Raw genomic sequence first — 13,568 nt, forward strand, 5'->3', positions numbered from 1 at the left:
CAAAAAGTGTACATTAATTTTAAAACTTACCAATTATAAAGCTTGTAACTATAAATTCGACAAAGTTTAAGAATAGAGCCTGTTACAATATATATGGGACAACTTAGTTAGTTATGTAGAGAATTAATAAAAAAGATCAAATGGGAACATATTTTCTTTTTTGACCATAGCGATTTATAATAGATACAAAGAAGATCAATAAGGAGGGGACGATAGATGTCATTTGTTCATTTACAAATTTCAACGGCATATAGTTTGTTATCAAGCACAGTCTCCATTCATAAATTAATTGAGAAGGCGAAAAAGCTAAACTACCATGCATTAGCTATAACAGATAGAAATGTTTTATACGGTGTTGTGCCGTTTTATAAAGAATGTGTAAAAAATAATATAAAACCAATTATCGGATTAACGATTGATGTTATAAGTGAAATCAATCAAGAGCAATCATACCCTCTAGTTCTATTGGCAAAAAACAAAAAAGGTTATGAAAATCTTTTGAAGCTATCCAGTACTATACAAACAAAATCTAAACAAGGCATTCCATTAAAATGGTTAAGAGGTTATCGCTCTGGTTTATTTGCTTTTACTCCCGGGTTAAAGGGTGAAATTGAACAGTATCTTTTAAATGGAGATAATGAAGCTGCGAAAGAGGTTGCAGTAACTTTTAAAAATCTATTTGAAAAGGACTCTTTCTTTTTTTCTTTGCAGAATCATGGTCTACCAGAAGAAAAAAAGCTAATTGAACAGTTAATCGAGTTAGGATACAAATATGAGATAAAACAAATTGTCACTAATGATGTTCAATATATAGATAAAGAAGATGCCTTTAGTCATGAATGTTTAATGGCCATTCGTGAAAATCAAAAATTAAGTGATGATGAACGACCTAAGCTCATGTCTGAGGAATATTATTTAAAAGATAAAGAAAGTATCGCTGAGGATTTTGCAGCATATATAGATGCATTAGAAAATACCATTTTAGTAGCGGAAGCTTGTCATGTTCAAATAGAAATGAACCGTAAGCTTCTTCCGAAATTCTCAGTACCTAATAATCAAACGGCTTCTAGTTTTTTACGAGATTTGTGTAGAAATGGTTTAAAAGAAAGGATAACAAATCAAACAACCACATACATGGAGCGGTTAAACTACGAATTAGATATCATTGAGCGAATGGAATTTAGCGATTATTTTTTAATTGTTTGGGATTTTATGAAGTTTGCCAGGGATAACGGAATTTATACAGGACCAGGGCGGGGATCAGCGGCAGGCTCTCTCGTAGCCTACGTATTATATATAACGGATGTTGATCCTATTTCCTATGGATTACTGTTTGAGCGTTTTTTAAATCCTGAACGTGTCTCAATGCCTGATATTGATATTGATTTTCCAGATCATCGTCGTGATGAAGTCATCCAATATGTGACAGAGAAATATGATAATCTCCATGTTGCACAAATTATTACATTTGGGACATTTGCAGCAAAAGCCGCTGCTAGAGATGTAGCGAGAACTTTTGGTTTCAATTCCAAGGAATTGGAACAGCTCTCAAGAATGATACCAACTAAACTTGGAATTACTTTGGAACAAGCTTATAAAGAATCAGAACGGCTGCAGAGTTTTGTAAAAGAATCAAATCTTCATAAGAAACTATTTGAAACAGCACTAAAGTTGGAAGGAATACCTAGACATGTTTCAACACATGCGGCAGGGGTGGTCATCAGTAAGGAGCCACTAGTCAATTTAATTCCCATTCAAGAAGGACATGCAGGGGTATATTTAACGCAATATACTATGGATATACTAGAGGAGATTGGCCTCTTAAAAATGGATTTTCTAGGTCTCCGTAATTTATCTCTCATAGAAAGAATTCTAACTAATATCTCAAAAGGAACAAAGAAAGTAATCAATCTTTCTCATATCCCATTGAATGATGAAAAAACCTTTCAATTATTAAGTAAAGGAGATACAACTGGGGTATTTCAACTTGAATCTGATGGAATGAGAAATGTATTAAAAAGGTTGAAACCAAACGAATTTGAGGATATCGTTGCTGTCAATGCCTTATTTAGACCAGGACCAATGGAGAATATCCCAACTTATATTGATAGAAAACATGGGAGAGAAAAAGTTTATTACCCTCATCCGGATTTAGAACCAATCTTAAAGAATACGTATGGTGTTATTGTATATCAAGAACAAATTATGCAAATTGCCTCAAAAATGGCTCGTTTTTCTTTAGGAGAAGCGGACTTATTAAGAAGAGCAGTAAGTAAGAAGAAAAGGGATGTTCTTGATCGAGAGAGAAAGCATTTTGTAACGGGTGCAATAAACAATGGATATGATCAAAGTACAGCTAATGAAATATATGATTTAATCGTTCGATTTGCTAATTATGGATTTAATAGAAGCCATGCAGTTGCATATAGTGTAATAGCCTATCAATTAGCCTATTTAAAGGCACATTACCCATTATATTTTTTGTCGGCATTATTAACCTCTGCAATTGGAAATGAGGATAAAATTTCACAGTATATACGTGAGGCAAAACAAATGGGACTTACTATTCTCCCTCCTTCAATTAATAAAAGCTACTTTCCGTTTACAGTTGAGAAAGGAGCGATACGTTATAGTTTAGCTGCAATCAAAGGGATTGGAGTTGCCGGGTTAAAGGATATATTAGACGTTAGATCGTCCAAACCATTTAGTGATTTGTTCGATTTTTGTTTAAGGACAGTCTATAAATCCATTAATCGGAATGTACTAGAAGGATTAATTTTTGCTGGTGCGTTTGATGAATTTAATCAAGATCGTGCAACACTTTTAGCTAGTGTGGACGTGGCTATTCAGCATGCTGAGTTAGTCAAACCTGATGAAACTGAATTAGATTTATTTGTAGATGAAGAACTATTTCATATAAAACCCAAATACCTAGAAGTTGAGCCTATGAAATCAATTGAAAAGCTGAACTTTGAAAAGCAAGTTTTAGGTATCTATTTATCCGACCATCCGATAGGCCCTTACAAAAATCTATTAGAGGAATTTTCAAATCTGACTATCGATAGGTGCCAAACTAGTCAGCGCAAAGTAGCAATGGGAGGCCTCATATTAGATGCGCGGACAATTAGGACAAAAAAAGGAGAATTGATGTGCTTTATAAGGTTTAGTGACCCAACTGGTGAAATGGAAGGGGTAATTTTTCCGAATATTTACCAACGATATCGTGAACTTTGTATAGAGGGACAAATTGTCTTGCTTAAAGGGAATTTAGAGGAACGTAATGGAGGAATACAATTAATTGTGCAAGAAATTGTTGATATTCATTGCTTAGAAGAAAGAAAGAAAAAATTATTTCTTCGAATCCCGCAATCATTTTCAACACATGAAAGTTTGCAAAAAATAAAAGCGATTATTCATGCTTTTAATGGGGAAACATCAGTCATACTTTTTTACGAAGAAAATGAACGAACGATTCAACTCCCGAAGAAAGAATCCGTTAATCCTACACAGGAATGTATTGACCAGTTAAAAGGATTTTTAGGAGAGCAGAATGTCGTTTTACAATAATAATATTTTTCACTGAAAAGAGAATTATGATATATTATGTAATAGACCAATGTGGTCAGACCACCTAAATGAAAGTTTCGGAGGAAGAATAAAGGAGTGGAAGAACTTTGACTTTGCGAGAAGAAGCCCTACATATGCATAGGATAAACAAAGGAAAACTAGAGTCTAAATCTAAAGTTGTTGTAAAAAATGCAAAGGATTTAAGTTTAGCCTATTCACCAGGAGTAGCTGAACCTTGTAAAATGATATATGACAAACCTGAAACTGTATATGAATATACAATGAAGGGGAATATGGTAGCTGTAGTTACTGATGGAACTGCTGTATTAGGATTAGGAAATATTGGACCGGAAGCTGCATTACCAGTAATGGAAGGAAAAGCAGTATTATTTAAGAGCTTTGCTGGTGTAGATGCTTTCCCAATATGTTTAAATACTACGGATGTTGATAAAATTGTTGAAACTGTAAAATTATTAGAACCTACATTTGGTGGAGTTAATTTAGAAGATATCGCTGCACCGAACTGCTTTGAAGTAGAGGAAAGATTAAAAAAAGAAACGAATATCCCAATTTTTCACGATGATCAGCATGGAACAGCTATTGTTACAGTTGCTGGTTTATTAAATGCATTGAAATTAGTTGGCAAAAAAATAAGTGAAATTAAGGTAGTCGCAAGTGGAGCAGGTGCTGCTGGAATTGCAATTATTCGACTACTTCATCACTACGGTGTTCGTGATATTATTATGTGTGATTCAAAAGGTGCGATATTTGAAGGTCGTTCATATGGAATGAATCGCATTAAATCAGAGGTTGCCAAATATACGAACCGTGATCGATTGGAAGGAACCTTAGCTGATGTTATTCAAGGTGCAGATGTATTTATTGGTGTATCTGTAGCTGGGGCATTAACAAAAGAAATGGTTGAAACAATGAATAAAGATTCAATCATTTTCGCAATGGCTAATCCTGATCCTGAGATTATGCCTGATTTAGCGAAGGCAGCGGGGGCAAAAGTAATAGGTACTGGACGTTCGGATTTTCCTAACCAAGTGAATAATGTTTTGGCGTTTCCTGGGATCTTCCGAGGTGCTTTAGACGTTCGTGCTACACATATCAATGAAAAAATGAAACAAGCTGCAGTTGAAGCAATTGCAAATCTTATTGATGAAAAAGAGCTTGATGCAGATTATGTGATTCCTAGACCATTTGATTCACGAGTTGCCCCAGCTGTAGCAGCTGCTGTTGCGAAAGCTGCGATGGAAACAGGTGTTGCACGTATAAAAGTGGACCCAGAGGAAGTGAGAGCAAGAACAGAAAAGCTTGCTGTAATCGGTAAAGGTGAGTGATTTATTAAGTGGAGAAACAAACAAGTAAAACAAAGGCTTATCTTGAGATTGTTAATCAAATTCGTCAAATGATTCATGATGACGGACTTGTATCTGGGGATAAGCTTCCCTCTGAACGTGAATTATCAGAGCGTCTCAATATCGGACGATCATCTGTTAGAGAAGGATTGAGAGCTCTAGAGTTACTTGGTTTAATTGAAACACGTAGAGGGGAAGGAACATTTCTTCGCGATTTTGCAGACCATTATTTAGTTGAATTATTAAGTACCTTTATTTTACAGGATGAAAAAGTAAAAAATGATGTTTTTGTTACTAAAGAATTATTGGAAAAAGGTGCAATTAGACTTATTATTCAACAAAAGGATAAAGATTCAATTTTCTTATTAAAGACCAAAATGGAACAAGGAGTCTACTTATTAGAAGATGATTTCTTTTTTGAGTTAGTTCAACTTACAAATATACGCTTACTACTTAAAATTTGGTTATTAATAAAAGAATATGCATCACAATTAAATGTCTCTAGAGAAATAAACAATATAGAACCATATAAAAAGCTCATTAATGCTATATTGGATGAAGACTTACTTTTATCACTCCACTTATATGAACAAATAAGAAAATTGTAAAAGAGCGACAAGGAGGATTATCTTTTGCTTAAAGACTTTTTTTCGAAACCAAAGAAAAGAAAATATGCAACCATTCCGTCAGAGGCTGCTAAACACGATGTTCCTGAAGGAATAATGTCAAAATGTCCTAACTGTCGGAAGATTTTATATACAAAGGAATTGCAGAAAAACTTAAAAGTATGTATGCATTGTGGTTATCATCATCCGATGAATGCGTATGAACGTGTGGAAAGCTTTATTGATGAGGGGACTTTTAAAGAATTCGATCGACATCTACAATCCGAAAACCCTTTAAACTTTCCTGATTATCTAGAAAAACTGAAAAAAGATCAACAAAAAACAAAAATGAATGAAGCTGTTTTAACGGGTAGCGGAAATGTAAATGACATACCAATAATCCTTGCAATAATGGATTCAACTTTCCGAATGGGAAGTATGGGATCAGTAGTAGGGGAAAAAATAACGAGAGCCATAGAAGAAGCGGATAAACAGGGAGTTCCTTTTGTTATTTTTACCGCTTCTGGTGGAGCCAGAATGCAAGAAGCTGTTCTTTCATTAATGCAAATGGCAAAAACAAGTGCAGCACTAAAGAAATTTAGTGATAATGGTGGATTAGCTTTATCAATTATGACTCATCCTACCACTGGTGGGGTTTCAGCAAGTTTTGCTTCCTTAGGTGACTATAATTTTGCTGAACCAGGTGCATTAATTGGATTTGCTGGCCGAAGAATAATTGAACAAACGGTACGCGAGGAATTACCAGAGGACTTCCAAACGGCGGAGTACTTATTAAAGCATGGACAGTTAGATGCAATTATTGATCGATTAGAGTTAAAAGATACCATTACAAATGTTCTTGAAATTCATAAGCAAGCAGGTGAAATAACATGGTAAATGAGCTTGAATTCGAGAAGCCGTTACTGGAGCTACAGAAAAAAATTGCAGAACTTAAAAAGCTTACAAAAGACTCAGATGTTGATTTATCAGCAGAAATTAACAAGCTAGAGGCAAGACTTGTAAAAGTGGAAGCTGATATTTATGAAAACATGAAGCCTTGGGATCGTGTACAGATTGCTAGATTTCCAAGTAGACCGACTACCCTTGATTATATTCCACATCTTTTTACTGACTTTTTTGAGTTACATGGGGATCGTGTATTCGGAGACGATGAAGCGATTATTGGTGGAATAGCTAAATATAAAGGACTGCCTGTTACAGTAATCGGACAGCAACGAGGCAGAGATACGAAGGAAAACATACGGAGAAATTTTGGTATGCCTCATCCAGAAGGGTATCGTAAAGCTTTAAGATTAATGAAGCAAGCGGATAAATTCAATCGACCTATTATTAGTTTTATTGATACTAAAGGTGCATTTCCTGGAAAAGCTGCTGAAGAAAGAGGTATTTCCGAATCAATTGCGAAAAATCTTTTTGAAATGGCTGGCTTAAGAGTACCTGTTATTTGTATTGTTATTGGAGAAGGAGCAAGTGGTGGTGCGTTAGGTATAGGTGTTGGCAATCATATTCATGTTCTTGAAAATTCTTGGTTTTCCGTCATTGCTCCTGAGTCTGCTGCAACAATACTCTGGAAGGATGCAAGTCAAGCCAAACGTGCTGCGGAAATTATGAAAATTACTGCCCCTGACCTTAAACAATTGGGCGTTATCGATGAAGTAATCCCTGAGGTAAAAGGTGGAGCACATAAGGACATTGCATCTCAAGCAGAAGCAATTGATAAAGTGTTAGCAAAATCGTTAAAGGATTTAGTAGGTTTATCATCTGAAGTTCTTATTGAACAGCGCTATAATAAATATCGTGTTATTGGTGAATTTACAGAATTAAAGGATTATGTTAGTAGTAAATAATAGATAATTAGAAATGTAAGCAATCGTTGAACCGATTGCTTACATTATTTTTATCCAAAGTTTACCTGTCCTTCCACAGGTGAAATGAAACGTGTAGCGGTTTTCAATTGATGTTTTTAGTTAAAATTTTACTTTAATAGCAACAATGTTTGGGAAAAGAGCCTTTTCATAAAAAAATTTTTTATGATAACGTTTTCTCGTCTTCTAAAAGTTTGAGAACAAGAATATAAAGTGGTATTTTAGAAATATTAAAAGGTATTCATTATGAAGGTTTTTACCTTTTCACAATCTACTATTAAATGTGAGATAAAATTAGAGGTGGTTATCATGAAACGTATTGGTATTTTAACAAGTGGTGGAGATGCACCTGGAATGAATGCAGCTATTCGTGCGGTAGTGCGTAAAGCGATTTATCATGATTTAGAGGTATATGGAGTTTATAACGGTTATAGTGGTCTTATAAATGGAAAAATAGAAAGACTAGAAGTAGGATCCGTAGGTGATATTATACATCGTGGTGGTACAATGCTTCATTCTGCACGTTGTGAAGAATTTAAAACTAAAGAAGGACAACAAAAAGGTATTGAACAACTGAATAAATTTGGAATTGAAGGTTTAGTAGTAATTGGAGGGGACGGTTCGTATCAAGGAGCTAAAGCATTAACAGAACATGGATTTCCATGTATCGGTGTTCCAGGTACGATTGATAATGATATTCCAGGAACTGATTTTACCATCGGTTTTGACACTGCATTAAATACTGTATTAGATTCCATTGATAAAATTCGAGATACTGCTTCATCACATGAGAGAACATTTATTATTGAAGTGATGGGAAGAAATGCTGGAGATATTGCTCTTTGGTCTGGATTAGCAGGCGGAGCCGAAACAATATTAATTCCAGAGGATCCATATGATATGGAAGAAATTGCAGATCGTCTTCGAAAAGGAAATGAGCGTGGAAAAAAACATAGTATTATTGTAGTCGCTGAAGGAGTTAAAAGTGCTCATGACTTTGCAAAAGAATTAGAGGCAGCAAGTCATTTTGATACACGAATTTCTGTTCTTGGACATATTCAGCGGGGAGGTTCTCCGACAGCTAGTGATAGAGTATTAGCTAGTCGTCTAGGTGCACGAGCTGTGGAGTTACTAATTGAAGGAAAAGGTGGAAGAGCAGTAGGAATTCAAAATAACCAATTAGTGGATTATGATATACTGGAGATATTAGGTACACCTCATAAAGTTGATCTTGATATGTATCGATTGTCAAAAGAACTATCAATATAGAAATATGAAGAAGGAGAAGCAAAATGAAAAAAACGAAAATTGTCTGTACAATTGGACCAGCTAGTGAAAGTATTGAAATGCTAGAAAAACTCATGGAATCAGGTATGGATGTTGCCCGTTTGAATTTCTCACATGGTAGCCACGAAGAACATGAGGCAAGAATTAAAAATATTCGTCAGGCAGCCAAAAATACTAATAAAACGGTTGCTATTTTACTTGATACAAAAGGACCTGAAATTCGTACAAATGATATGGTGGATGGTGCGATTGAATTACGTGAAGGCAATCAAATCATTATCTCGATGAGTGAGGTATTAGGAACAACTGAAAAGTTCTCTGTGACATATGATGGATTGATTCATGATATTAGTGTTGGCTCTAAAATTTTATTAGACGATGGACTAATTGAATTGGAAGTTACTTCCGTAGATATGAATAAACAAGAAATACATACTTTAATTTTGAACAGTGGAATATTAAAAAATAAAAAAGGTGTCAATGTTCCTGGTGTATCCGTAAATCTACCTGGTATTACAGAAAAGGATGCTAGTGATATTCTATTTGGGATACAACAAGGAGTTAATTTTATTGCTGCATCCTTTGTACGTAGATCCTCAGATGTACTAGAAATTAGACAATTATTAGAAGAAAATAATGCGACACATATTCAAATCATACCAAAGATTGAGAATCAAGAAGGTGTCGATAATATCGATGAAATATTAGCAGTATCAGACGGGTTAATGGTAGCGCGTGGAGATTTAGGTGTGGAAATTCCTACGGAAGCTGTTCCGCTTGTTCAAAAAAGCTTAATTAAAAAATGTAATGAACAAGGTAAACCGGTTATTACAGCTACTCAAATGTTGGATTCTATGCAAAGAAATCCAAGACCTACAAGAGCAGAAGCTAGTGATGTTGCTAACGCTATTTTTGATGGTACAGATGCAATCATGCTTTCAGGTGAAACTGCTGCTGGCTCTTATCCAGTTGAAGCTGTACAAACAATGTATAAAATAGCTATTCATGCAGAGCAAGCATTGAATCATGATGAAATACTTTCTTATCATAGTAAAAACAGTGAACACAATATGACTGATGCCATTTGTCAATCGGTTGCTCATACGGCCATCAATCTGGATGTTAATGCGATCATTACTCCTACTGAGAGTGGTCATACAGCTAGGATGATTTCTAAATACCGTCCAAAAGCTCCGATTGTTGCTGTAACATCTAATGAAAAGGTATATTTAAATCTTGCCTTAGTTTGGGGAGTTACGCCACGAATTGGTCAAAAAGTTGAAACAACAGATGAAATGTTAGAACTTGCCGTACAGGAAAGCCTAAACACAGATATTGTTAAGCATGGAGATTTAGTAGTTATTACTGCGGGAGTGCCAGTAGGTGAAGCTGGAACCACGAATCTAATGAAAGTTCATGTAGTAGGGGATGTTGTTGCAAAAGGTCAAGGCGTAGGAAGAAAATCTGCCTATGGAAAAGTAGTTATAGCAAAAAGTGCAGCGGAAGCTCAAGCCAAGGTTGAACCAGGTTCTATTTTAGTTACTCATGGAGTAGATAAAGAAATGGTTCCAATCGTAAAAAAATGTAGTGCGTTAATTACTGAAGAAGGTGGATTAACAAGCGATGCTGCAGTAGTAGGAATCAATTTAGGAATACCAGTTATTGTAGGGGTTGAAAAAGCTACAAGCTTATTGGTAGAAGGTCAGGAAATCACGGTTGATCCATCTCGTGGAGTAATTTATAATGGCCATGCAAGTGTGCTATAATTTGAAATTTATATAATTAGTGAAGGCTCTTTTTTCAAATTTATTGCTATTTAAGTAAAGCTATAACTAATAAATATCAACCGAGGATGGCTATATGTTTCAATTTACTGAGCAAAGAGCTGCAATCTTTATAAGAACCGCTGGCATCCTTTATTTGGAGTAAAAGCAGGTAGTTGGGCTTTTACAAAAGTAACAAACTATAAGGAACCAGCTTTAGTAAAAAAAATGACGTGAGACTATGTTCACGTCATTTTTTAATTACATTTGGTTTCCCTAAAATGAAATTCCAAATATCTTGAAAAACATTAGCTCTATGCAAGGTTGTGATGATTACTAAGGTAACAGGCCCAAGTATCAATCCTAGGAATCCCACAAGCTTAAAGCCGACAAATAACGCAATTAGTGTTGCAAGTGGATTTAAACCAATACTTGAAGATAAAATTTTTGGTTCCATTAATTGTCTCTGTACAACGACAACGGTGTACAGAACTCCTAGTCCTATTGCTAGAGGAATATTACCTACAATTGCTTCATAGATAATCCAAGGAATAAATACAACTCCAGTTCCTAAATAGGGAAGAATATCAACAATTCCACTAACTAAAGCAATCGTAATTGCGTAGTCTACCCTTAAAATTAATAACCCAATTAGTACGATTACCAAAGTTATTGAAATCAAAGTAAGCTGGGCACGAACAAAACCAAATAATGCCTTTTTTAGATCGGTTATCACTGTTCGAAAACTTTTCATCGCCCGTTCTGGAAGAAGCTTTCCACTAAATCTAGATAGTCTATTCCAATCTTTGCTTATAAAAAATGTGGCTAATAAAGAAAAAACTAAAACAGTTGCAGCATTTGGAATCCAGGAAACTAGTGCTGGTAGTTTGAGGAAAAAGTTTTGCAAAAAGTTACCAGCACTAGAAGCGATTTTTTGACCAGCTGTTTGAATATTAGTCATAATAGTATCTTGTTGACCAGCATCTAAATTTTTAAATAAACTCGCTGCTTGATTATATATAGGTAAAACCTGTCCAGCAATAAAATCCTCAATATATTCAACCAATGTATTCACATGTTTTGGCACAACATCAGCTAAATAATTCGTTCCTGATACAATTTCAGCAATTAATAAAGTTATCAATCCAATGAAAATACTGATGATTAAAATGATAGATACAATCACTGCAAGTGCACGAGGAAACCTTGCTTTTTTCTCCAAGAAATTGACTAAAGGATTAATAAGTAGTGCAATCACTATGGCGATGAGAAATGGATAAGTAACCTTTGATACGAAATAAAAGATAAACGCACCACCTAAAACGATTCCTAAAACTATTAAAAATCGAATGGTACGATTGACATAAACGGGATTCAATTTACAGCCCCCAATCGTTTTAATATGTATATTTTACAACGTGTAAAGTTAAAAAAAAAGTAATAAAGATATACAGAGAAAACTCTAATTATTAATCAATCTATATTAAATGAAATAAAATTATTTTAATATAATAATGTGCGGTTAACACAAATTGTGATATCTGCATAAAACAGATAATAACGAATTTAAAGATAGAAAAATACACATAATTAACAAGGTGAAAATTAATGACTAGAAATTGTTTCATTCAGAAAATAATATTAGCAAAATTAATTGCAAAAAATGTAGAAAATTATTACACATACTTACCTTCTTTGTTTATAATAGAAATGTAAGCGAATTAACAATGCCCCAAAATAGACAAGAATTTTAATTATATTATAATAGGATATGTGACCGCTTGCATTCGTTAGTACATAGTGGGGCAAACGTGTTAATCCCGAAGATTTTCGGGTATAGAAATAACTAAAGTATTATTATCATATCAGCATCCTTAATTAGGATAATAGAAGGATAAAAAGGAGAGATGATCATGACAGCAACGAAAGGTCTAGAAGGAATTGTTGCAGCTAGTACTTCAATCAGTTCAATCATCGATGATACCCTTACATATGTAGGTTATAACATTGATGATTTAGCAGAAAATGCTAGCTTTGAAGAAGTAATTTATTTATTATGGCATCTTAAACTACCTAACAAAGAAGAACTAAATGATTTAAAACAACAATTAGCGAATAATATGGAGTTACCTCAAGAAGTAATTAATGCAATGAAAGCATACCCAGTAAAAAATATTCATCCAATGGCTGCATTGCGTACAGCTGTTTCAACTTTAGGACTTTACGATGAAGAAGCAGATGTAATGGAAGAAGCAGCAAATTTCCGTAAAGCTGTTCGTCTTCAAGCAAAAATGCCTGCCATTGTAGCAGCATTTGCACGTATTCGTAAAGGGCTGGAACCAATTGCACCAAGAACCGACTTCGGTTTTGCTGCTAACTTTCTTTATATGCTAACTGGAGAAGAACCAGAAGCAATTGCGATTGAGGCATTCAACAAAGCTCTCGTTCTTCATGCTGATCATGAACTTAATGCTTCTACATTTACTGCACGTGTTTGTGTTGCTACATTGTCAGATGTTTACTCAGGTGTAACAGCAGCAATTGGTGCATTAAAAGGACCTCTTCATGGTGGTGCGAATGAGCAAGTAATGAAAATGCTAAGTGAAATTGGCTCCGTAGAAAATGTTGATTCCTATATTCACGGCAAGCTTTCAAATAAAGAGAAGATTATGGGATTTGGACATCGTGTTTATCGCCAAGGGGACCCTCGTGCTAAACATTTGAAAGCAATGTCAGAAAAATTAACTAAATTAACTGGTGAGCCTCAATACTATGAAATGTCTACAAAAATTGAAGAAATCGTTACTTCAGAAAAGGCTCTTCCACCAAATGTTGATTTCTATTCTGCATCTGTCTACCATAGCTTAGGAATCGATCATGATTTATTTACACCAATTTTTGCGGTTAGTCGTGTTTCTGGCTGGTTGGCACATATCCTTGAACAATATTCAAATAACCGTTTGATCCGACCACGTGCTGAATATGTGGGTCCCGGAATGCAAACGTATGTACCAATTGAAAATCGTTAAGACAAATTATTTACAAATTTAAAAAAAATTGGTCTAATATACATGTAATCTTCGGGTTAGAAGTTTG

9 protein-coding genes are annotated in these 13,568 nt (G+C 34.7%); 8 read left to right on the top strand and 1 reads right to left on the bottom strand.

The window, feature by feature from the left end; all coding sequences use genetic code 11:
* The first annotated feature begins 216 nt into the window (after positions 1–216).
* The 7 genes from dnaE (at position 217) to pyk (ending at position 10,475) form a co-directional block, all read left to right on the top strand.
* Positions 217–3,567 (top strand): DNA polymerase III subunit alpha, encoded by a 3,351-nt coding sequence (dnaE, locus tag NST63_RS08040; protein ID WP_341041776.1) that lies wholly within the window; start codon positions 217–219, stop codon positions 3,565–3,567.
* A 107-nt stretch (positions 3,568–3,674) separates the two neighbouring features.
* Positions 3,675–4,913 carry an NAD(P)-dependent malic enzyme gene (locus tag NST63_RS08045; RefSeq protein ID WP_078110172.1) on the top strand — a complete coding sequence of 413 codons (1,239 nt, stop codon included), beginning with the start codon at positions 3,675–3,677 and terminating at the stop codon, positions 4,911–4,913.
* Positions 4,914–4,921: 8 nt separating this feature from the next.
* Positions 4,922–5,539 (top strand): FadR/GntR family transcriptional regulator, encoded by a 618-nt coding sequence (locus NST63_RS08050; protein WP_071976967.1) that lies wholly within the window; start codon positions 4,922–4,924, stop codon positions 5,537–5,539.
* Between the two features lie 24 nt (positions 5,540–5,563).
* Positions 5,564–6,433 carry an acetyl-CoA carboxylase, carboxyltransferase subunit beta gene (gene accD / locus NST63_RS08055; protein ID WP_058006013.1) on the top strand — a complete coding sequence of 290 codons (870 nt, stop codon included), beginning with the start codon at positions 5,564–5,566 and terminating at the stop codon, positions 6,431–6,433.
* Positions 6,427–7,404: an acetyl-CoA carboxylase carboxyl transferase subunit alpha gene (accA, locus tag NST63_RS08060; protein ID WP_058006012.1), complete on the top strand. Its 978-nt coding sequence runs from the start codon at positions 6,427–6,429 to the stop codon at positions 7,402–7,404. The genes accD and accA overlap by 7 nt, the downstream gene beginning before the upstream one ends.
* A 327-nt stretch (positions 7,405–7,731) precedes the next feature.
* Positions 7,732–8,691 carry a 6-phosphofructokinase gene (gene pfkA, locus NST63_RS08065; RefSeq protein WP_071976968.1) on the top strand — a complete coding sequence of 320 codons (960 nt, stop codon included), beginning with the start codon at positions 7,732–7,734 and terminating at the stop codon, positions 8,689–8,691.
* 23 nt (positions 8,692–8,714) lie between these two features.
* Positions 8,715–10,475, top strand: a complete 1,761-nt coding sequence (gene pyk / locus NST63_RS08070; RefSeq protein ID WP_071976969.1) for a pyruvate kinase — start codon at positions 8,715–8,717, stop codon at positions 10,473–10,475.
* Between the two features lie 247 nt (positions 10,476–10,722).
* Here pyk and ytvI read toward each other — a convergent pair whose 3' ends face one another.
* Complete coding sequence (ytvI, locus tag NST63_RS08075; protein WP_212943443.1) at positions 10,723–11,850, bottom strand: sporulation integral membrane protein YtvI; 1,128 nt, start codon at positions 11,848–11,850, stop codon at positions 10,723–10,725.
* A gap of 535 nt (positions 11,851–12,385) precedes the next feature.
* On the opposite strand from ytvI, the gene citZ reads away from it, so the two are divergent.
* A complete protein-coding gene (gene citZ / locus NST63_RS08080) occupies positions 12,386–13,501 on the top strand; it encodes a citrate synthase (protein WP_058006644.1) in 1,116 nt (371 codons plus the stop codon).
* The last annotated feature ends 67 nt before the right edge of the window (positions 13,502–13,568 follow it).

The sequence above is a fragment of the Heyndrickxia sp. FSL W8-0496 genome, from assembly GCF_038007825.1.
GTDB classification, from domain to species: Bacteria; Bacillota; Bacilli; order Bacillales; family Bacillaceae_C; genus Heyndrickxia; species Heyndrickxia oleronia.